This is a genomic window from Ruegeria sp. C8 (assembly GCF_056537565.1).
This window is the reverse complement of record NZ_JBQFRV010000001.1, coordinates 422,935-443,693: the sequence shown is the minus strand read 5'-3', so window position 1 is coordinate 443,693 and position 20,759 is coordinate 422,935. Positions and strand designations below refer to the sequence as shown.

Genomic DNA, 20,759 nt, shown 5'->3' with positions numbered 1-20,759 from the left:
AAGGACCAGACTTTTGGATAGAGCGGGTTTTGCCTCGGATCCAGGCCGCGCACGGGGGCGGTTGGTGCCTGAGGAGGAAAGCAGTTTCCGGTCATGCTTTCAGCGAGATCGGGATCGCATCATTCATGCCAGCGCGTTCCGGCGGCTTAAGCACAAGACGCAGGTTTTTGTCGAACATGAGGGCGATAGCTACCGCACCCGCCTGACGCATTCAATCGAGGTGGCTCAGGTTGCGCGGACCATTGCGGGTGCGTTAGACCTGAATCCGGAGCTGACGGAGGCCATTGCGCTTGCGCATGACTTGGGTCACACGCCTTTTGGGCACACGGGGGAGGATGCGCTGCATGCGTTGATGGCGCCCTATGGTGGTTTTGACCACAACGCGCAGGCCATCCGCATCGTAACCAAGTTGGAGCGCCACTATGCCGAGTTCGACGGCTGCAATCTGACTTGGGAATGTCTTGAAGGGATCGCAAAGCACAACGGACCGGTGACCGGAGAGCTGCCTTGGGCTCTGGCCGAATGTAATGGTGGGTTCGATTTGGAACTGCACACCCACGCCAGCGCCGAGGCGCAGGTGGCGGCCTTGTCGGACGATATTGCCTATAACAACCACGATCTGTTGGATGGGCTTCGGGCCGACCTGTTCTCTGACGATGAAATCCAGCTACTCCCGATTGTGGGAGAGTGTTATGCGGCGGTTGATCGGGCCTATCCCGAGCTTGATCCGTATCGCCGCCGGCATGAGGCGCTGCGGCGGGTTTTTGGTGTCATGGTCTCGGACGTAATTGATACGTCGCGAGAGCTTATTGCCGGATCGGGTGCGCAGTCGGTTGAGGATATCCGTCACCATGGCGCTCCGGTCATTCAGTTTTCTGACGGGCTTTGGGTGCAACTCAAGGAAATCCGCGCCTTCCTGTTCGCGCGGATGTATCGCGCGCCCAGTGTGATGGAGGTTCGGGAAAAAGTGGCTCGTGTGGTTGAAGATCTGTTCCCGATCTACCTGAGTGATCCCAAGCAGATGCCGACCCGTTGGCATGACGATATCGAAGCGGCGCAGGATGAGATCGCGCTGGCACGGATCGTTTCAGACTACATTGCGGGCATGACCGATCGGTTTGCGCTGCAGGATCACAAGCGCCTGACCGGCCAGTAACTATTCGATCCCGATATAGGCCAGCGCCCAGACCTGCTGACCGGCTTGTTCCTGAGCCAGATCAGCGTCGTCGGTAGGCGGGAACACGATCATGGTTGGGCCGTAGCCACCGATGCCCATCGGGCTGCCGTCCGCATGGGTCGCGACAATGGGGTTGTGGGCCTCAATACTGCTCCAGGGAATTTCGGCCTGATAGCCGTCTAGCGCCATGGGTTTGGCGGTTTTCCCTTCGGCCCCGGCCATGGTCATCACCGCTGACAGAAGTGGGCCAGAGAACGTGATCTCGCGTTTGTTGCCTTCGGGGCCGTAGGGGATCGTGATTTCGGTCTGATCAAGCGCGTCCAGCATCGCGGTGTCGAAACCGGCGGCTCCGTTATGCGTGACCTCCAAATACCCAAGCAGACCGCCGTCATTTTCACCGCGCGCTGGCAGGTTGGTCTCAGAGACGGCGCCGCCCAATGTCAGCAGAACGTGCCCCTTGGGCGAGGGCATCTCGGCCCATACGGGCGTTGCTAGGGCAAGGACAAGGGGCAGGACTAGGCGCATGGGTCGTCTCCGGTTTTGTAATCCTGCCCAAATTAGCTTTGTTCGGGGACAATCCAAGCCCAAACCGATGCCTTCCATTGACCTTGACGGTTTGCGTGGTAAACCGCCGGGCAAGCAAAAGGACATCCGAAATGAACCTGTTTTCCGAGATCCGCGGTCTTGTACTGGACGCGTTGGCGCAGATGCAGTCCGAAGGCGCGCTGCCCGAGGGGTTGAGCTTTGACAGCGTGGCGGTCGAGCCGCCGCGCGATGCCGCGCATGGCGATATGGCGACCAATGCGGCGATGGTGCTGGCCAAGCCCGCCAAGATGAAGCCGCGCGACATTGCGGACGCTTTGGCACTCAAGCTGGCCGCCGATGACCGGATCACCAGCGCCGAGGTTGCGGGGCCGGGGTTCCTGAACCTGCGTCTGGCCGCGACGGTCTTGCAGGGTGTTCTTGCGCGCGTGTTGGAGATGGGCACGGATTATGGCCGCTCGACCATGGGACAGGGGCAGAAGGTCAACGTGGAATATGTCTCGGCCAACCCGACCGGCCCGCTGCATGTGGGCCACACGCGGGGCGCGGTGTTCGGGGATGCTTTGGCGAGTTTGCTGGCCTATTCGGGTCATGACGTGACGCGCGAATACTACATCAACGACGGTGGCGCGCAGGTGGATGTGCTGGCGCGTTCGGCCTACGAACGCTACCGCGAAGCCAATGGTCTGAGCCCCGAGATTGCCGAGGGTCTCTATCCCGGTGACTACCTGATCCCGATCGGCGAGGCGTTGAAAGAGAAATACGGGGATAGTCTGATCGACAAGCCCGAGAGCGAATGGCTGGAAGATCTGCGCAACTTCGCCACCGACGCGATGATGGACCTGATCCGCGCGGACCTGAAGGCGCTGGGCGTCGAGATGGACGTTTTCTTCTCGGAGAAATCCCTCTACGGCACGGGCCGGATTGAGGCCGCGCTGCAGTCGCTGACCGACAAGGACCTGATCTATGAGGGCGTGCTGGAGCCGCCCAAAGGTAAAAAGCCCGAGGATTGGGAACCGCGCGAGCAGACCCTGTTCAAATCGACCGAGCATGGCGATGACGTCGACCGCCCGGTCAAGAAATCGGATGGTGCCTGGACCTATTTCGCCCCGGATATCGCCTATCACTATGACAAGGTCAGCCGTGGTTTTGATGCGCTGATCGACGTGTTTGGCGCGGATCATGGTGGCTATGTCAAACGGATGAAGGCCGCCGTTTCCGCGCTATCTGACGGCAAGGTATCGCTGGACATCAAGCTGACCCAGTTGGTGAAGCTGTGGAAGAATGGCGAGCCGTTCAAGATGTCCAAGCGGGCCGGGAACTTTGTCACCCTGCGCGATGTGGTCGATCAGGTTGGCCCGGACGTGACCCGTTTCGTGATGCTGACCCGCAAGAACGACGCGCCTCTGGATTTCGATTTCGACAAGGTGCTGGAGCAGAGCCGCGAGAACCCCGTGTTTTACGTACAATACGCCCATGCCCGCGTCATGAGCGTGCTGCGCCGCGCGGCCGAGGCCGAGATTGCTGCCGACGATGCGACCCTTGTGGGCGCGGATCTGGGCAAGATCGACCATGCCTCAGAGCTGGCTGTGGCCAAGAAACTGGCCGAATGGCCACGCTTGGTTGAGATCGCAGCCCGCACCAACGAACCGCACCGCGTTGCGTTCTATCTGTATGAATTGGCAGGGGATTTTCACGCTCTGTGGAACAAGGGCAACGAAGAAACTCAGCTGCGCTTCATCCAGGATGGCGATGTTGCCACAAGCCAGTCGAAAATCGCATTGGCCCGTGCCGTTTCTGTTGTGATTTCAGCAGGCTTGGGTATTCTTGGCGTTACTCCGGCGCAGGAGATGCGGTAACCAATACCGCCCGAACCGCCGGTCTGAGGCAGACAAGAAATGACCCGCGCGCCTTAATTTCAGGCGCAATCGGGCGGTGAGGCGGACATGACGAGTTACGATTACTCGGGGCATCAAAGCCCCGGGCAGATGCATTACCCGAATCAATCCTATGCCGATGATGGGTATGATTACCCAGACGAAATGGCCGACCATGCCGCGCCGCGCAGCGGTTTTGGCGTCGGCAAGGCGATGAATGTGCTGGGGGCGGTCGCGTCTTTGGCGCTGGTCGCCGGAATCGGGATCTGGAGCTACAAGCTGGTGATGCGCGATGTCAGCGGCGTGCCTGTTGTCCGTGCCGCCGAAGGTCCGATGCGCATTCAACCCGAAAACCCGGGCGGACGCCCAGCGGATCATCAGGGTCTGGCCGTGAATGCCGTTGCTGCCGAAGGCTCGGCAGCCGCTCCTGCGGATCGTCTGATCCTGGCCCCGCGTCCAGTCTCGCTGACCGATGAGGACCTGCCCGCTGGTGAATTGAAGCCCACCAAAGCTGTTCATGTCGTCGAAGAGCCTATCTCGAACGAAGAGGCCGCGGCGCTGCGGCAGAACGCAGTGGACGCACTGGTAGCCGAACTCGCGGGCGAGGCGGCTCGTGCCAATGATGAACAAACCGAGGATGGAGTGCAGTTGGCGTCTCTGGTGACGCCCGAGGAAGAGCCTGCGATTGACCCGGCGGATTTCGCCGCAGCCCTGCCGGACCCGGCCATTGCCGAGCTCCCGGGCGTGCGCCGCTCATTGCGCCCGCAGACCCGCCCGGCTCGCCGTGCGGTGGTCACCGATACGTCTGAGGCGGCGATCAATGCGGCCGTCAAATCCGCCGTTGGGTTGGATGTAGACCCTGACACGCTGAGCAAAGGCACTCGTCTGGCGCAGCTTGGCGCTTTTGAAAGTGCCGATGTCGCCAAATCCGAATGGGCGCGTCTGAACGGTCAGTTCGGTGAGTATATGGATGGAAAACAGCGTGTTATCCAGAAAACCTCAAGCGGTGGCCGCACTTTCTACCGGTTGCGCGTGAGTGGCTTTGATGACTTAAGCGACTCACGCCAGTTCTGTGCGGCGTTGGTGGCGCAGGGCGCCGACTGTATCCCGGTGGCCGTCAGGTGACGTTCGGGGCCGCAATTTCTGACGCAAAAGCGCTGCGGCTGACCGATGACGAAAGGGCCCTGTTCCGTGAGATGAACCCGTTTGGGTTCATCCTTTTTGCCCGCAACATCGAAAGCGCCGATCAGGTCCGCGCCCTGTGCGATGATTTTCGCGAGGTCGTCGGACGGAATTGCCCTATCACGATTGATCAAGAGGGCGGCCGTGTTCAACGCCTGCGCGCCCCTCTGGCGCGCGAATGGATGCCGCCGCTCGATCATGCTGAACGGGCCGGAGAGCATGCGGAACGCGCCATGTACTTGCGCTATCGCCTGATTGCGCATGAGCTGTTTGAGCTGGGGATCGACAGCAACTGCGCCCCGATGGTGGACGTAGCGCGACCGGAAACCCATGCCTTTCTCCGTAACCGCTGCTACGGCAGTGATCCAGATAGCATCGCTCAACTGGGGCGCGCCGTTGCGCAAGGCCATCTGGATGGTGGAGTATTGCCCGTCGTTAAGCACATGCCCGGTCACGGTCGGGCCACGCTGGACACCCATTTCGACCTGCCGCGCGTCGACCTGCCTCTCGACGAGCTAACTCAGACCGATTTTGCTCCGTTCAAGGCTTTGAACGACCTGCCAATGGCGATGACCGCTCATTTGCTATTCGAACAGATCGATCCGACTCCGGCCACGATCTCGGCCCCGATGATGAAGGTCATCCGCGAGGTAATCGGCTTTGACGGGCTGGTCATGACTGATGACATCACCATGAAGGCGCTAAGCGGGTCTGTGCCCGAGCGTGCGGCACGGGCCTTGCAGGCGGGCTGTGATGTCGTGTTGCACTGCAACGGCAGCTTCGCCGAGCGTCGTGATGTGCTTGCGGCCGCGGGCCAGATGACCGAGGCGGCGCAGGTCCGCGCAGATCGGGCCTTGGCCATGCGCAAAAAGCCCGCCGAACTTGACATCGAGGCCACTGAGGCTGAACTATCTGCCCTAATGGGCGGGCAGGTATATGAACGATAATCTTTTCAGCGAAGATCCGGTTTCGGTCGCTGACCGGCTGGCAGCCGAAGCGCTGATCGTTGACGTCGACGGGTTCGAAGGCCCGTTGGACGTGCTGCTGACCCTATCGCGGACGCAAAAAGTCGACCTCCGCAAGATCTCGGTTCTGGCACTGGCGCAGCAATATCTGGCTTTTGTCGAAAAGGCGCGCGCGCTGCGGATCGAACTGGCCGCCGACTATCTGGTGATGGCCGCTTGGCTGGCCTTTCTCAAATCCCGCCTCCTGCTGCCGCCTGACCCGGACGATGAGGGGCCTTCGGGAGAGGAACTCGCCGCGCATCTGGCGTTTCAGCTCGAACGCCTGCAGGCCATGCGCGATGCCGCCGCCCGGCTCATGGCGCGCGACCAGTTGGGGCGTGATTTCTTCAAGCGTGGGCAGGCCGAAGACGTCACCCGCATTCGCACTGTCACCTATTCGGCTACGTTGCTGGACCTGATGCAGGGCTATGCGCGCATCCGCACCCGCGATGAATTCCGCCCCTTTGTGATGGACCGCGACTCGGTGTTCACGATGGAGCAGGCGCTGGAGCGTATGCGCCCTCTGATCGGGTTTGCCGGTGCCTGGACCGATATGGAGACCTATTTGCCCGACGGATGGGACGGTGATCCGGTGCGGCGACGCTCGGCTACGGCGGCAACCTTTGCGGCCTCGCTGGAGCTGGTGAAAGAAGGACATATGGAGATCAAGCAAAGCGACACCTTTGCCCCGATCCATCTGCGCAAGAGGACCGAGACCCGTGACTGACGCCCCCGAAGAAACCGGCACCCTGTTCGAAGCGCCCCCTCTGGCCGAGCAGGAGCGGATGGTCGAGGCGGTGTTGTTTGCCAGCGCCACGCCGGTGACAAATGCCGATCTTGAGGCGCGGATGCCGCATGGTAGCAATGCGGCGCAAGCCGTTGATTTGCTTCAGAAACGTTACGAGGGCCGCGGTGTACGCGTGGTCAAGGTGGGTGAGGCATGGGCGATCCGGACCGCCCCTGACCTTGGCTTTCTGATGCAGAAAGAAACGGTTGAGACTCGCAAACTGAGCCGCGCGGCAATCGAAACACTTGCCATCGTGGCCTATCACCAGCCTTGCACGCGGGCCGAGATCGAAGAGATTCGCGGTGTCTCCGTCTCACGTGGGACAATCGACCAACTGCTTGAGATGGAGTGGATCCGTCTGGGCCGCCGCCGCATGACGCCCGGTCGTCCGGTAACCTTTGTCGTCACGCCCGAGTTTCTGGATCACTTCGGGCTGGAAAACGCCCGCGACCTGCCGGGCCTCAAGGAATTGCGCGCCGCTGGCTTGTTGGAAAACCGCCCGCCGCCGGGTGCTATCCCACTGGGCGAGGGGCGCGAAGACGAAGTTGACGAAGATCAGACCGAACTCTTCGAGGAAGAGTGATCAGACAGCCCTTTTGCCGCCGGATAGATACCCTATCTCTAGGCGCAGGAAACGGAGTTGAGCAATGAATGCAAATCGGATCATCGACATGATCGTCCGCCAGGTCACGCGCCGTCTTGTCAACAAGGGGATCGACAAGGGATTTGATATGGCCAGCCGTATGGGCGGTTCGTCGGATGCGGACAGTAGCCAACCAAAAGGGAAACCGGGGCCGGCCCAGTCGCAGAGTATCAAACAGGCCAAGCAGATGACCCGTCAGATGCGGCGGTTCATGCGGTTTTAGGTAGCCGCCTTGAAGTGTTTGGACAGTTTCAGTCCCTGTCCTTGATAGTTCGAGGCAATGCCCGCGCCATATAGCTGTGTGGGCATTTCGGACATCTTCTCATAGACCAAGCGCCCTACGACCTGACCGTGTTCTAGCACGAACGGGGCTTCGTGGCAGCGAACCTCAAGCACACCGCGCGATCCGGCACCACCTGCGGCCGCGTGGCCAAAGCCGGGGTCAAAAAAGCCCGCATAGTGAACACGGAACTCACCGACCATGGCCAGATAGGGGGCCATTTCTGCCGCGTACATGGGTGGGATATGCACCGCCTCCCGGCTGACCAGGATATAGAACGCGCCGGGATCGAGAATGATGCAGCCATCGCTCGTGCGCACCTCTTCCCAATAATCCTGCGGATCGTATGCGCCGATCCGGTCCAGATCAATCACGCCGGTATGCGGCTTTGCGCGATAGCCAACCAGATCGGTGTCAGGCAATTGCAGGTCAACCGAAAAGCCCAGACCGTCCTGAATAACTGCAGGCCCATCGACCAGCGGGGATTCGGTGTGCAGGGCGGTCAATTCCGCGTCGGTCAGAACGGCCTGACCCTGACGGAAGCGAATCTGGTTCAGCCGCATGCCGGGCCGTACAAGAACCGAGAAGGAGCGCGGGCAGATTTCAGCGTAAAGCGGGCCGGTGTAGCCTGCGGGCACCCGGTCGAACTCGGTGCCGCCATCGGTGATTGTTCGCGTCAGCAGGTCCAGCCGCCCGGTTGAGCTTTTGGCATTCGCCACCGCGCTGGTCTCAACGGGCAGGGCGAGCGATTCCATCAACGGCACGAGATAGACGCAGCCTTTCTCGAGCACGGCTCCGTCGGTGATATCGATCCGGTGCATCTCAAACTCGGCCAAACGGTCGGCGACCGATCGCCCTTCGCCCGCAAGAAATGAAGCGCGGACGCGGTAAGCCACTGTTCCCAAACGAAGATCAAGGCTGGCGGGTTGCACCTGTGCCGGGATCACGTCCGGGCTGGCACTGATCTCACCGCGTGTGATCATCGCTTCGATCTGCTGGTTTGGGCATACACCTGTCATTTCGATCCCCCCTGATGCCAGAGCGGGATCTGGCCTGTCTGCCATAAACGTCGGTGTGATTTGGTCGGGCTAGCAGGACTCGAACCTGCGACCTTCCGTCCCCCAGACGGACGCGCTACCAGGCTGCGCCATAGCCCGACGTTGGAGTGTTCATAACGGTTTTCCCGGCAGGGGCAAGAGGAAAACATTGCCTTTTTTCTATCCTGCCGCCCGTGTTTCCACCCGGTTCAACCATGCGCGCAAATCCTTGGCCAAGGGCGCGATACGGCTGAGTAGTTCATCATCGAATTCGGACCGATTCCATGCCAGTGAAGCAATGCCTCCAACCAAAGGCGCGGCATCCAGATCGGCTGGTTCGGCGCTTTCCTCTGGTGCCTCAGCCTCTCGCGGTGCGTCGAGGTCCATCGGGATTTGTTCGGTCTGAGGTGCAGGTTTGGCGGAAAAGGGAACAACGGTGCTGTCCGTTTCCTCGACTGCAGGCTCATCCAGAGACGGCGAGAGCGCTGCGACATGGGCGACACCCTGTTCGCGCAAAATCCGCTGTACGGCCTTGATGGTGATCCCATCCTCGTGCAGCAGCTTTTTGATACCGCCCAGCAGACGCATGTCATTAGGGCGATAGTACCGGCGCCCTCCGGCCCGTTTCACGGGTTTGACCTGGGTAAACCGGCTTTCCCAAAAGCGCAGGACATGGGCCTGTACTCCGAGCCAATCCGCAACTTCACTTATGGTGCGAAATGCGTCGGGGGATTTGCTCATGTCCGCGAGTTCCTAGGATTACTTGCGATTCCCGGCGGCGACGCGATCCTTCATCAGGTGCGACGGACGGAAAGTCAGCACGCGGCGGGGTTGAATGGGAACCTCTTCGCCGGTCTTGGGGTTGCGACCGATACGAGCGGTTTTGTCCCGAACGCTGAACGTGCCGAATGAGGAAATCTTAACCTGTTCACCGCGAACCAGCGCGTCGGACATGTGGTTCAGAACGCTTTCCACTAGCTGCGCGCTTTCGTTGCGTGACAGGCCAACTTCACGAAAGACGGCTTCGCTTAGATCCATTCGGGTCAGTGTTTTGTCGCTCATACCTTTTCCCCTGTTGATGTCAAAGCATAGGGCGGGGGCAAATTCACTGTCAATATCAATGAATTGCAGGTGGGGGCGTAAGCTGAATTGCGCCGGTTACCAGCGCAGAACAACCGCGCCCCAAGCCAGCCCGCCGCCAATGGCTTCGGTTACGATCAGATCGCCTTGCTTGATTTGCCCACGCTGTTTGCCAACCGACAGGGCCAGAGGGATCGACGCGGCCGAGGTATTGCCGTGATCCTGCACGGTGACCACAACATTCTCCATCGGCAGGCCCATCTTCTTGGCTGTGCCTTGAATGATGCGGATATTGGCCTGATGCGGCACGATCCAATCCACGTCCGAGGCCGTCAGCCCGGCGCGATCGAGTGCGGTGTTAGCGGTTTTGGCAAGCTTTTCAACGGCATGACGGAAGACCTGGTTGCCTTGCATCCGCAAATGACCGGTCGATTGCGTTGACACGCCACCATCCACATAGAGCAGGTCCTGATACCGCCCGTCCGAGTTTAGATCGGTTGCCAGAACGCCTCGGTCGTCCGACGTGCCGGTGCTTTCCTGTTCCTCAAGGATCAGGGCGCCTGCGCCGTCGCCGAACAACACGCAGGTCGAGCGGTCGGTCCAGTCCATGATTCGGGAAAACGTTTCGGCCCCGATCACCAGAACGCGTTTAGCCTGACCCGAGAGGATCAGCGCGTTCGCATTGCTCAGCGCGAAAACGAATCCGGCGCAGACGGCCTGCACATCAAAGGCAAAGCCGCGCGTCATGCCAAGGCGGGCCTGAACCATCGTCGCTGCAGACGGAAAGGTCAGATCAGCGGTTGAGGTCGCAAGGACGATGGCGTCAATGTCGTCGGCTTCCAGCCCCGCATCTGCAAGGGCGGCTTGTGCGGCATTGGTCGCCAGATCTGAGGTGGTTTCACCTTCGGCAGCAAAGTGGCGGCGTTCGATCCCCGACCGGGTTCGGATCCATTCATCCGTCGTATCCAAAGTCTGTTCAAACTCGGAATTCGGGACAACACGTTCGGGCAAATAATGTCCGACACCTACAACGACTGAACGGCCTGCCATGTTTGAGGTACTGCCTTTTTGTTATTTTTCCGCCTGCGGCGCGGCATGCGCGGCATCTTGTGCAAGCTGGGCCGTTGATGCAACCCGTGCTGCCAATTTTTCGGCAAAACCTGATTGGGCCAGTGTAAAGGCCAGCTTGACTGCGGCTGACACTCCGGTCGCGTCTGCGCCGCCGTGGGATTTCACCACGGTTCCATTCAGCCCCAGGAAAACGCCTCCGTTCACGCGGCGCGGATCGATGCGTTTTTTCAGGCGGTTGAGCGAGGTGATCGCCAGCACCGATGCAAGTCGAGAGAGGGGTGTGTATTTGAACGCTTCGCGCAGAAGATCGCCGATCAGGCTGGCTGTGCCTTCGCCGGTCTTGATTGCGACGTTGCCGGTAAACCCATCGGTCACAATTACATCTGCCTTGTCGCCGGGAATATCGCTGCCTTCGACAAAGCCGACGAAATCGAAATTCGCGGATTCGGCGAAGTCGGTGATCATGGCATGCGCTTCTTTCAGCTCTGCCCGACCTTTGTGTTCCTCGGTGCCGACATTCAGAAGCCCGATCCGAGGGCGTTGCAGCGCCATGCCGTTGCGCGCGTAGGAGGCGCCCATCAGCGCATATTGCAGCAGATCCTTGGCGTCGGCGCGCACATCGGCGCCTACATCCAACATAACGTTGAACCCCTGAGGGTTGCGCGAGGGCCACAGAATCGCAATCGCCGGGCGGCTGACACCGGGCAGTTTTCGCAGACGCATCATCGACAGCGCCATCAGGGCGCCGGTGTTGCCACAGGATACCGCGCCATGGGCATCGCCCTGACGCACGGCCTCAAGCGTGGACCACATCGAGGTCTGTTTGCCGTTGCGCACAACCTGGCTGGGCTTGTCTTCCATCGTCACGACGTCAGGACAATCACGAAAATCGACGCGCCCATCAAGGACGCGCCGTTTCGCTACGAGCTTGCGCAGCTTGTCTTCCGGACCGTGCAGCAGAAACCCGATATCGGGGTTTTTTTTCGCCGATTGCGCCAAACCTGCAACAACGGCTACGGGACCATCGTCCCCCCCCATGGCATCAACGGAAATGATGATCCGTCCGGCGTGCGTGGGTTGTTCCGTCATGCGAAGGCTGGCGCTCGATCAGGCTTAGGCTGCGTCTTCGTCCAGGTCGATTTCGTCGGCCTGAGCGACGACTTCACGGTCGTCATAGTGGCCGCAGGATGCGCACACGTGGTGCGGGCGCTTCAGCTCGCCGCAGTTCGGGCATTCGTTCGGGTTTGCAGCAACCAGAGCGTCGTGTGCGCGGCGGTTGTTGCGACGCGACTTGGAAACTTTGTTCTGTTGGACGGCCATGGTCTCAACCTTTGTCTACTGAGGGTCAGCAGAATCGCCGCCGACCGGGTTTCATATTTCGTTTATCGTGGTTTGACGCGCGTTTAGGGTACATGCCCCACGTTGTCCAACCCTAAATCCGATGAGCGCGCGAAAATACTGCGATTCTCGACATGTTCAAGCGATTTTTCTGACCGCTTGCTATGACAGGAAATCTCTGCCCTGTCACTCGTCTTTTTTCAGCGCATCGCGCAAACCTGCCAGTCCGGCAAAGGGTTTGGCATCTTCGTCAGTCATCGCCTGTTTGCCTGGCTCGGTATAGTCGGCCTGCTCCAGTTCCGCACCCTCCTTGCGTGGATAAAGGGGGAGGGCCAACGACAGCGCCTCGATCATCACTTGGGTGGGGTCAATTTCGGACCCCAAGGCTTCGGTTTCGTCGCCTTCGGGGATTTCGAACTCTTCATCTTCTGGGTCCGCCCATTCGGCTAGGAAGGAGCGAGTCACAGGGACGTCGATACGCGTGGTCACCGGTTCCAGCGTCACGACGCAGGGTTGCACGACAGTTGCGCCCAGTTTGGCGGTCAGGACCCAGTCCTTCTTTCCTTCGGCCTCAACTTTGCCGACAAAGCTGAGCTTGCGCAGACCCAGCAGGTCAAGCGCGGCTTTGATGTCGTCCAGTTCCGTCGCGTTTGGGCGCAATTCGAAGGATGTTGGCGTGTTTTGGGGCAGGTCGGCCACCCGCAGAGATGTCGTGTTGCTCATTCGTGACCCTTTCCTATGTTGAACCGGGGCATCGGTTTCTGTAAGCGGATAGGGGCCGTTACGGATCAAGGCAAGAGGGTGTATATGGTGATGGGTGCAAACAAGGTGAAACGAGCAGCGAAATCGCTCGTCTTTATTGCCTGTCTGGCTGCGATTGCGGCCTGTACGCCGACCTTCAAGAATCACGGCTATATTCCGCCTGCCGAAGATCTGGCCGAGATCAAAGTGGGTGTCGATACCCGCGACACCGTGGCCGAAGCCATCGGCGCGCCCGGAATTTCCGGCGTTGTGCAAGATTCGGGCTACTACTACGTCGCCTCTCGCGTGCGCTTTTACGGCCCCAAACGGCCCGAGGTCGTATCGCGCGAGTTGGTTGCAATCAGCTTTGACCAGCGCGGCGTAGTCCGCAATATCGAGAGGTTCGGTCTGGAGGACGGTGTCGTCGTGACCCTCGAACGGCGCGTGACGGAATCCAGTATCCAGAACAACGGCTTCCTGCGTCAGCTGCTGGGCAATATCGGCAACTTCAACCCAGCTAACATTCCGGGCGCCACCAACTAAGTCACAGGATTGTCGCGTCGCCTTCACAAGGCAGTCACATCTGCTGTGCTAGCAGAGCCACAAGGTTGAATTCCGGTCGGCAAGGGCGGAGGATGCAGTCATGGCTGTGTTGTTGAGCAAAGGGCGCTTTCGGGCGCGTCTGGCGCAGAGTGACGAAGATCTGGCGGCGGCGCAGGCGCTCCGAACGTGGGCGTTTGGCACCGGCGCATTGGATGCTGACGCGTTCGATCCCGTTTGCGCCCATGTTCTGGTCGAAGACCTGCAGGACGAGGGCGCTCTGGTCTGTTGTTTCCGCATGCTGACCATGGAGAGCGGTGCTGAAATCGGGCGTAGCTACTCGGCGCAGTTTTACGATCTGACCAGCCTCGAAGGATTCTCAGGCCGCATGGTCGAGATGGGGCGGTTTTGTATCCACCCCGACTGGACAGACCCGGACATCCTACGTGTGGCGTGGGGTGCGATGACGGCCTATGTGGACCAGAACGGGATCGAGATGCTGTTTGGATGTTCCTCATTCGCAGGGACCGAGACGGCCGAGTATCTGGACGCGTTCGCGATGCTCAAACACCGTCATTTGGCCCCGAAACGCTGGCTGCCGCGGGTGAAAGCGCCGGATGTGTTTCGGTTTGCGTCCAAGCTGCGTCGCAGGCCGGACGTCAAGAAAGCGATGCTGCGAATGCCGCCATTGCTGCGCACCTATCTGATGATGGGCGGCTGGGTTAGCGATCATGCGGTGGTGGATCGGCATATGAACACGTTGCACGTTTTCACCGGGTTGGAGATTGGGGCGATTCCTCCAGCCCGCAAACGGTTGTTGCGGGCAGTGGCCGGGTAGTTCCGTATTTTCAACGACAAGACGGTGTGGGCGTTGACGCGCCAGCGCTGCCGGTTTAGCTGGCGGGCATGGCGAGAATTCCTTTGTTGCAGATGTCTGGCATTTCCCTGACCTTCGGGGGTGATCCGGTGTTTTCCGGTTTGGATCTGGTGGTCCAGCCGGGTGATCGAGTTGCGCTTGTAGGGCGCAACGGCTCGGGTAAATCCACCTTGATGAAGGTGATGGCGGGGCTGGTTGAGGCGGATCAGGGCGAGATCGTTGTGCCTCCCGGCAAATCCGTTGGGTATATGGAGCAGGACCCGGGGATGGAGGGGTTCGCGACGCTGGGCGATTATGCCTCAAGCGGGTTGGAGTCGGGCGAGCTGTACAAGGTCGAACGCGCCGGTGAGGGACTGAAATTCGATCCGTCACGCCCCGTTGAGACCGCCTCAGGCGGGGAACGGCGGCGGGCCGCTTTGGCCAAACTTATGGCCGAAGCGCCGGACCTGATGTTGCTGGACGAGCCGACCAACCATCTGGACATCGAAGCCATCGCTTGGCTCGAGCGCGAATTGGGCGCGACGCGGGCCGCTTATGTGCTGATCTCGCACGACCGCGCGTTCCTGCGGGCATTGACCCGCGCGACCCTGTGGATTGATCGCGGCATGGTGCGGCGACAGGAGCAGGGTTTCGAGGCGTTCGAGACTTGGCGCGACAAGGTCTGGGAAGAGGAAGATCAGCAGCGGCACAAGTTGAACCGTCTGATCAAGTCCGAGGCGAAATGGGCGGTCGAAGGGATCAGCGCGCGGCGCAAACGCAACCAGGGACGTGTGCGGGCGTTGCAGGCCCTGAGGGCCGAAAAGGCAGCGCAGATCAAACGTCAGGGCTCGGCGGCTATGTCACTCGAAGCGGGTCCGAAATCCGGTCGCAAGGTGATCGAGGCCAAGGCTCTGTCCAAAGCCTATGGCGACAAGCAGATCGTGCGCGGCTTTGATCTATTGGCGCAGCGCGGCGATCGGGTTGCTTTTGTTGGACCGAACGGGGTGGGCAAAACCACTCTGTTGAAGATGCTGCTGGGGCAGGAGGCGCCGGATGAGGGCTCTGTAACCCTTGGCACCAATCTCGAAATCGCGGTGTTTGACCAGACCCGCGCGCAGTTGGACCCTGAGATGAGCCTGTGGGACAGTCTGACCGGAGACCCCGAAATGCGGGTGTCGGGCAAGGCCGATCAGGTCATGGTTGGCGGGCAGCCCAAGCATGTTGTGGGTTACCTGAAAGAGTTTCTGTTCGATGAACGCCAGGCAAGAGCAGCTGTTAAGTCCCTGTCCGGCGGGGAAAAAGCGCGTTTGTTGCTGGCGAAACTGATGGCGAAACCGTCGAATCTGCTGGTGCTGGACGAACCGACCAACGATCTGGATGTGGAAACTCTGGACCTGCTGCAAGAGCTGTTGGACGACTATGACGGCACGGTTCTGCTGGTCAGCCACGACCGGGACTTTTTGGACCGCGTTGCCACCACAACCATCGCGATGGAGGGCAATGGCCGCGCGACCGTCTATGCGGGCGGGTGGTCGGACTATATCGCTCAGCGGGGTGATCTTGCCCCTAAGAAAGAAGAGAAAACAAAAGCTTCCAAGCCAAAGGTGAAGCAGGAAGCCAAGCCGAAGACAGGCCTGTCCTTCTCGGAAAAGCATCGGCTGGAGAAGCTCCCGGCCGAGATTGCGCGGCTGGAGGCTGAGATTGCCAAGCTGGAAGAGCTGATGGCAGACCCCGACCTGTTCACGCGCGAGCCGGTCAAGTTCCAGAAAGCCACCGAGGCGCTGGTCGAACGGCAGGAGAAACTGTCGGTCGCTGAGGAAGAGTGGCTGATGCTGGAGGAAAAGGCCGAAGGCGGGTAGTAAAAGACCCGAAACCCGTTTCCTCAGAATTTCAAGGTCGTCTTATGCGCGTCCCCGGATCGGGCGTGCGGGGTTGCCAACGACCGTTTCATCGGGTGCGACAGATTTGGTCACGACACTGCCCGCGCCGATAATGGCCCGGTCACCGATTGAGACACCAGGCAGGATTATAGCGCCGCCGCCAATCCAAACATTCTCTCCAATCGCGACCGGATGCGCGATTTCAAGACCGTCTGCGCGCAGGTCGGGGTCCTTGGCGTGTTCAGCGCAGTAGATCTGGACGTTAGGGCCGAGCATTGTGTCGCTGCCGATCCTGACAGGCGCGGTATCCAATATGGTACAGCCCGCGTTAAAATAGACACGATCGCCCAGAGATAGGTTGAATCCATAGGCGCAATGAAACGGGGCTTCGATGAAGCACATATGCCCGGTTTCGGCGAAAAGCGCGCGCAACTCAGGCGCGATAGGGCCGCGATCATCGGGATGGCATGTGTTGTGGGCGTAAACGGCGCGACGGGCGGTCTGGCGCAAGTCTTCCAGTTCTGGATCGAGGCAGGTGTACCACGCACCCGCTGTCATTTTCTGCCGTTCACTCATGTCCTTAGGGTTAGCGCATCCGCAGCGCTCCGTCGATGCGGATGACCTCTCCGTTCAGATAGCCCATCTCGACGATGAAGGCGGCGAGGCGTCCGTATTCCTTCGGGTCCCCCAAGCGAGGTGGGTTTGGGACGTCAGCGGCCAATTGGGCTTGCACCTCTTCCGGCAGACCGGCCAGCATGGGCGTCATGAAGATGCCGGGCGCGATAGTCATCACTCGGATACCTGTTGAGGCCAGATCGCGTGCCATGGGCAGCGTCATACCAACCACGCCGCCTTTTGAGGCCGCATAGGCCGCCTGACCCTTTTGCCCGTCGAATGCCGCGATTGAAGCGGTGTTGATGATGACTCCACGGGCACCGTCCGCGTCGGGCTCATTCAGGGCCATTTGGGCTGCGGCAAGACGGGCGACATTGAAACTGCCCACCAGATTGATGTCGATTGTGCGCTGGAATGCGTCCAGAGGGTGCGGGCCATCGCGCCCAACGGTTTTGATACCATCCGCAATACCGGCGCAATTCACGGCAGCGGTGATCTTGCCCATTTTGGCCGTGGCCAGCCCGACCGCCGCTACGACCGAGGCTTCTTGGGTTACGTCAGTCTCAGTGAAATGCCCTCCGATCTCGGCGGCGACCTTCGCGCCTCGCTCGGCATCGCGATCCAGCAGCGTGACCTGAGCACCTTGCGCGGCAAAGTACCGGGCGGTGGCTTCGCCCAAACCGGACGCACCGCCGGTGATGATGGCTGCGGTGTCGGACAGGTTCATGATAGGCCTCCTCGCGGGTTAATGAACATATGTTCAATAAACAGTTTAGCCGCGTCCTGTCTATAGGTTTGGCTTTGGACCCCGCGTTGGGTTCTGAAGAAATCCTCAGAAACCCTTCAGACTGGCTTCACGGTAGATCGCCAACTCGTGAATGAACAACCTGACGAGGTCGGGTGTTTTTTCGTCAGGAGGTGCTGAAATGTTAAAGAGTACAAAGCAAAAACTTGGCGCGCTTGCGATTGCGCCGTTTGTCGGGGTGTTCATGGTCGGAAGCGCAGCAGCCGCGCCTGAAACCTGCAACTGGAAAACAGCGCGTGATCTCGCCAATGCCGGAGACTACGCAGGTTTGTGCGATTGCGTGCAGGTTACGCCCAGCTTTCTGGAGCGTCTGCAGAGGCGGGCCGATTTCGAAACCACCCTCAGCGTAACAGGTGCGCAATGCCCGGGATTGGCCACGTTGCTGACCGATTTGCCCACGGCGAGTGTGCAGGCCGCTTCGAACCAAGGCGAGGACAGGTCTTCTAGCGGTCCGGGCAACGGCGGCGGAGTAGGTCCGGCAGGTGACGGTGGTCCAGGCGGCGATGACGGCCCCGGTGATGGGGGCGATGGACCCGGAGATGGTGGCGGCGATGGACCGGGTAACGGCGGCGATGGTCCCGGCAACGGTGGCGGCGGTGACGGCCCCGGTAACGGTGGCAATGGCGGCAGCAACGGTGGTCCCGGCAACGGCAATGGAAATGGTGGAAACCCTGGAAACGGTGGTGGAAATAACGGAGGTTCAGGGCCAGGCACCGGTAACGGTGGTGGGAATAATGGTCAGGGCGGCGGCTCCGGAAACGGCGGCGGCGGCAACGGAAATGGTGGAAACAGCGGAGGCGGCAAAGGCGGTGATGGAAAAGGCGGCGGTACAGGCGGCGGCAAGAACGGCGGAGGAAAGGGCAAGAAGTAGCCCATGGTGACGCAGTCCCTGAAATTTTTGTAGGTCGCCACATCCGGCGACCTACACCAGCATATCAAACTCCGGATACAGCTAGCGCCATCTCGGTAATTTACAGCGCCAGCGGGTAGGTGACCGGTTTAGCGCCAGTCGCTTTAGGCATCTTCTTTGCTGCCGATGCCGGTAATTTCGACTTTGCGATCCGCTCGCCAGGTTTGCCGTCTTTGAAAAAGCTGTCGACCCGCCAGCTTGCTTTCAGGGTTCTCGGCAGCTTGCTCAACATGCGCGAGGTTTCCTTCGACGCACTGCTCCACCAGGGTTTCATGCCGCCGCTGCACTTCGCATGAAACCGGACGCGGACCCGATAGCCCGAGGCTTTTTCTTCTTTTCTGAAGTCCTGCAAGCTCTTGATCAGTTTGGATTCAAAGGCGCTGTAGTAGGTCGAGTTCGAGCTGGCCGACATGGGCGTCAGATTGACATTGGTGCCGGGCCCGCCAAGTTTTTCGCTCAGGATGTGTCCTTTGATGTATGTCTGTGCCTGCAGTTCCGAGTAGTCGGACAGCATCTGAATTTCTGTCAGCGCCAGAAGCTCCAAAATCTTGTCGACCGAATTTGCCTTGGCAAGCTTTTGTAGCGTCGACTTGCTGGACAGGGCCTTTTGCACCGCGGCCAGATCAATCAGGTCTTTTACATCCCAGCGCGAGTTGAACCGTTCGACAATCGCGCAATGGCCGGTAGCCGGAGAGCTGCCCTTTTGCTTCAAGCTGTCGGTTGTCAGGATGCAGGTGACCTCATCCGCGCCGGTTGAGAATTTTTCGCCTTCAAAGACAACGTCGGCGCGGCGGGAAGATGTGAATTTGTTCGCAACTACCATGTTCAAATCATACTAAAACGCTTCAATAGTCAGCAGTTTAGCATAGATTTGGGCTTCAACGAAATAAGGCGTTCCGGGCGCAGGTGTTTGCGCCCGGAAACGAGAAAGATCAGCCTAGCTGAACCAGAGCGTGGCGTTTCTTGCCTGCGCTCAGTTTGATCGGAGAGGACAACGCGCCTGCGTCAATCATCAGGCCTGCATCCGTCAACGGCGCGTCGTCCAGCTTGGCGCCGTTTTCCGATATCAGGCGCTTGGCCTCTTTCCCGGACTTGGCCAGACCGGATTTCACGATCAACTGCACGATCGACATGCCATCGCCCAGCTCATCCGCGCTGAGCGTGAGGGTCGGAAGGTCTCCGCCAACTCCGCCTTTTTCGAACACCTCGCGCGCGGTGGCCTCGGCTGTGGTAGCGGCTTCGGCACCATGCAGAAGGGTCGTGACCTCATTGGCGAGGCGGATTTTGGCTTCGTTGATCTCGGACCCCTGCAACGCGCCCATGCGCTCGCACTCATCGACCGGAAGCTCGGTGAAGATCTTCAGGAAGCGACCCACATCGGCGTCGGTGGTGTTGCGCCAGAACTGCCAGAACTCATAGGGCGACAGCATATCGTCGTTCAGCCAGATCGCACCGCCCTGCGATTTGCCCATCTTGCGGCCGTCGCTGGTGGTCAGCAGAGGCGTCGTCAGGCCGTAGATTTCCTGATCCAATACGCGGCGGGTCAGGTCGATGCCGTTGACGATATTACCCCACTGATCTGAGCCGCCCATTTGCAGAACGCAGCCATAGCGACGGTTCAGCTCAAGGAAGTCGTAGGCCTGCAGGATCATGTAGTTGAATTCGAGGAAGCTCAGCGATTGTTCGCGGTCCAGCCGGGATTTCACGGACTCGAAGGACAGCATCCGATTGACCGAGAAATGCCGCCCGATATCGCGCAGGAAATCGAGGTAGTTCAGGCTGTCGAGCCATTCGGCATTGTTCAGCATCAGCGCGCCGGTCTCGCTGTCGTCATAGGACAGGTATTTGGCGAAGACCTTCTGCATTCCGGCGATATTGGCGTCAATCTGTTCGGGCCCCAGCAGGGGGCGCTCGTCCGAGCGGAACGAAGGATCGCCCACCTTGGTGGTGCCGCCGCCCATCAGGGTGATCGGCTTGTGGCCGGTCTTTTGCAGCCAACGTAGCACCATGATGTTCATCAGGTGACCCACATGCAGCGACTGCGCGGTGGCGTCATAGCCGATATAAGCTGTCTGCACCCCGTCGATCAGCGCGTCGTCAAGGCCTTGATAATCGGTGCAGTCGGCCAGAAAGCCGCGCTCGATCATCGTGGCGATGAAATCCGATTTGGGGTGGTAGGTCATATCGTGCCCTCGGGGTTACTGTTGCGGGGCACTGTATAGGCGGCGGCGTAGGGAAGGGGAAGGTGCCTTTTGCGTTGAAAAACACCCCGGGCCAGCGTCGCATACAGGGCGCTCGGAGCAGAATTCTTTGCAGCTCGGGCGCAAGGCGCTTGCCTTGTCTGCCATCGGCGGTGCAGGTTGGCGCCGTTGCACGCTCTGATTGTTCGGAAG

At 59.9% G+C, this 20,759-nt stretch carries 23 protein-coding genes and 1 tRNA gene; 11 read left to right on the top strand and 13 right to left on the bottom strand.

Annotated elements, in window-relative coordinates; all coding sequences use genetic code 11:
• Positions 1-13 precede the first annotated feature (13 nt).
• Complete coding sequence (locus tag ACR0KL_RS02235; protein WP_170676288.1) at positions 14-1,156, top strand: deoxyguanosinetriphosphate triphosphohydrolase; 1,143 nt, start codon at positions 14-16, stop codon at positions 1,154-1,156.
• On the opposite strand, the gene ACR0KL_RS02230 is transcribed toward ACR0KL_RS02235, so the two are convergent.
• Positions 1,157-1,702, bottom strand: coding sequence for a molybdopterin-binding protein (locus ACR0KL_RS02230; protein ID WP_170676286.1), 546 nt, complete (start codon positions 1,700-1,702; stop codon positions 1,157-1,159). It lies immediately after the preceding gene.
• Positions 1,703-1,833: 131 nt separating this feature from the next.
• Between ACR0KL_RS02230 and argS the strand changes: the two genes are divergently transcribed.
• From argS to ACR0KL_RS02200, 6 genes are all read left to right on the top strand, one after another.
• Positions 1,834-3,579, top strand: a complete 1,746-nt coding sequence (argS, locus tag ACR0KL_RS02225; RefSeq protein WP_480776597.1) for an arginine--tRNA ligase — start codon at positions 1,834-1,836, stop codon at positions 3,577-3,579.
• A gap of 87 nt (positions 3,580-3,666) precedes the next feature.
• A complete protein-coding gene (locus tag ACR0KL_RS02220) occupies positions 3,667-4,722 on the top strand; it encodes an SPOR domain-containing protein (protein WP_170676282.1) in 1,056 nt (351 codons plus the stop codon).
• On the top strand, positions 4,719-5,726 hold the full coding sequence (gene nagZ / locus ACR0KL_RS02215) for a beta-N-acetylhexosaminidase (protein ID WP_170676280.1): 1,008 nt from the start codon (positions 4,719-4,721) through the stop codon (positions 5,724-5,726). Before ACR0KL_RS02220 ends, nagZ begins: the two co-directional genes overlap by 4 nt.
• A complete protein-coding gene (locus ACR0KL_RS02210; protein ID WP_170483405.1) occupies positions 5,716-6,510 on the top strand; it encodes a segregation and condensation protein A in 795 nt (264 codons plus the stop codon). Before nagZ ends, ACR0KL_RS02210 begins: the two co-directional genes overlap by 11 nt.
• Positions 6,503-7,153, top strand: coding sequence for an SMC-Scp complex subunit ScpB (scpB, locus tag ACR0KL_RS02205; protein WP_170676278.1), 651 nt, complete (start codon positions 6,503-6,505; stop codon positions 7,151-7,153). Before ACR0KL_RS02210 ends, scpB begins: the two co-directional genes overlap by 8 nt.
• Before the next feature lie 64 nt (positions 7,154-7,217).
• The gene (locus tag ACR0KL_RS02200) at positions 7,218-7,436 is read left to right on the top strand and encodes a hypothetical protein (protein ID WP_170483409.1); all 219 of its coding nucleotides are present in this window, start codon (positions 7,218-7,220) and stop codon (positions 7,434-7,436) included.
• Here ACR0KL_RS02200 and ACR0KL_RS02195 read toward each other — a convergent pair.
• The 8 genes from ACR0KL_RS02195 to ACR0KL_RS02160 form a co-directional block, all read right to left on the bottom strand.
• Positions 7,433-8,512 carry a 2'-deoxycytidine 5'-triphosphate deaminase gene (locus tag ACR0KL_RS02195; protein WP_170676276.1) on the bottom strand — a complete coding sequence of 360 codons (1,080 nt, stop codon included), beginning with the start codon at positions 8,510-8,512 and terminating at the stop codon, positions 7,433-7,435. The genes ACR0KL_RS02200 and ACR0KL_RS02195 overlap by 4 nt on opposite strands.
• Positions 8,513-8,573: 61 nt before the next feature.
• Positions 8,574-8,650: transfer RNA gene (locus tag ACR0KL_RS02190), tRNA-Pro, on the bottom strand.
• Between the two features lie 60 nt (positions 8,651-8,710).
• Complete coding sequence (locus ACR0KL_RS02185; RefSeq protein ID WP_170676274.1) at positions 8,711-9,271, bottom strand: MerR family transcriptional regulator; 561 nt, start codon at positions 9,269-9,271, stop codon at positions 8,711-8,713.
• An 18-nt stretch (positions 9,272-9,289) separates the two neighbouring features.
• The gene (ihfA, locus tag ACR0KL_RS02180; protein WP_037316145.1) at positions 9,290-9,592 is read right to left on the bottom strand and encodes an integration host factor subunit alpha; all 303 of its coding nucleotides are present in this window, start codon (positions 9,590-9,592) and stop codon (positions 9,290-9,292) included.
• A 96-nt stretch (positions 9,593-9,688) separates the two neighbouring features.
• Positions 9,689-10,660, bottom strand: a complete 972-nt coding sequence (locus tag ACR0KL_RS02175) for a beta-ketoacyl-ACP synthase III (protein WP_170676273.1) — start codon at positions 10,658-10,660, stop codon at positions 9,689-9,691.
• A 21-nt stretch (positions 10,661-10,681) separates the two neighbouring features.
• Positions 10,682-11,770, bottom strand: coding sequence for a phosphate acyltransferase PlsX (gene plsX, locus ACR0KL_RS02170; protein WP_170548168.1), 1,089 nt, complete (start codon positions 11,768-11,770; stop codon positions 10,682-10,684).
• A gap of 24 nt (positions 11,771-11,794) precedes the next feature.
• Positions 11,795-12,001, bottom strand: a complete 207-nt coding sequence (rpmF, locus tag ACR0KL_RS02165; protein WP_008756996.1) for a 50S ribosomal protein L32 — start codon at positions 11,999-12,001, stop codon at positions 11,795-11,797.
• A 204-nt stretch (positions 12,002-12,205) separates the two neighbouring features.
• Positions 12,206-12,742, bottom strand: a complete 537-nt coding sequence (locus ACR0KL_RS02160) for a DUF177 domain-containing protein (protein ID WP_170676271.1) — start codon at positions 12,740-12,742, stop codon at positions 12,206-12,208.
• 84 nt (positions 12,743-12,826) lie between these two features.
• On the opposite strand from ACR0KL_RS02160, the gene ACR0KL_RS02155 reads away from it, so the two are divergent.
• The 3 genes from ACR0KL_RS02155 (at position 12,827) to ACR0KL_RS02145 (ending at position 16,015) form a co-directional block, all read left to right on the top strand.
• Positions 12,827-13,303, top strand: a complete 477-nt coding sequence (locus ACR0KL_RS02155; RefSeq protein WP_170466431.1) for an outer membrane protein assembly factor BamE domain-containing protein — start codon at positions 12,827-12,829, stop codon at positions 13,301-13,303.
• Positions 13,304-13,403: 100 nt separating this feature from the next.
• The gene (locus ACR0KL_RS02150; RefSeq protein WP_170676269.1) at positions 13,404-14,138 is read left to right on the top strand and encodes a GNAT family N-acyltransferase; all 735 of its coding nucleotides are present in this window, start codon (positions 13,404-13,406) and stop codon (positions 14,136-14,138) included.
• A 68-nt stretch (positions 14,139-14,206) separates the two neighbouring features.
• Positions 14,207-16,015 carry an ABC-F family ATP-binding cassette domain-containing protein gene (locus ACR0KL_RS02145; protein WP_480554451.1) on the top strand — a complete coding sequence of 603 codons (1,809 nt, stop codon included), beginning with the start codon at positions 14,207-14,209 and terminating at the stop codon, positions 16,013-16,015.
• Between the two features lie 42 nt (positions 16,016-16,057).
• On the opposite strand, the gene ACR0KL_RS02140 is transcribed toward ACR0KL_RS02145, so the two are convergent.
• Together ACR0KL_RS02140 and ACR0KL_RS02135 are read right to left on the bottom strand one after the other, a co-directional pair.
• Positions 16,058-16,594 carry a sugar O-acetyltransferase gene (locus tag ACR0KL_RS02140; RefSeq protein ID WP_480554449.1) on the bottom strand — a complete coding sequence of 179 codons (537 nt, stop codon included), beginning with the start codon at positions 16,592-16,594 and terminating at the stop codon, positions 16,058-16,060.
• Between the two features lie 28 nt (positions 16,595-16,622).
• Complete coding sequence (locus ACR0KL_RS02135; RefSeq protein ID WP_170676265.1) at positions 16,623-17,378, bottom strand: 3-hydroxyacyl-CoA dehydrogenase; 756 nt, start codon at positions 17,376-17,378, stop codon at positions 16,623-16,625.
• A gap of 199 nt (positions 17,379-17,577) precedes the next feature.
• On the opposite strand from ACR0KL_RS02135, the gene ACR0KL_RS02130 reads away from it, so the two are divergent.
• Positions 17,578-18,327: a hypothetical protein gene (locus ACR0KL_RS02130; protein ID WP_170676263.1), complete on the top strand. Its 750-nt coding sequence runs from the start codon at positions 17,578-17,580 to the stop codon at positions 18,325-18,327.
• Between the two features lie 100 nt (positions 18,328-18,427).
• Here ACR0KL_RS02130 and ACR0KL_RS02125 read toward each other — a convergent pair whose 3' ends face one another.
• Both ACR0KL_RS02125 and tyrS read right to left on the bottom strand, forming a co-directional pair.
• Complete coding sequence (locus tag ACR0KL_RS02125; protein WP_170664970.1) at positions 18,428-19,189, bottom strand: DNA/RNA non-specific endonuclease; 762 nt, start codon at positions 19,187-19,189, stop codon at positions 18,428-18,430.
• 109 nt (positions 19,190-19,298) lie between these two features.
• Positions 19,299-20,549 (bottom strand): tyrosine--tRNA ligase, encoded by a 1,251-nt coding sequence (tyrS, locus tag ACR0KL_RS02120; protein WP_170676261.1) that lies wholly within the window; start codon positions 20,547-20,549, stop codon positions 19,299-19,301.
• Positions 20,550-20,759 lie beyond the last annotated feature (210 nt).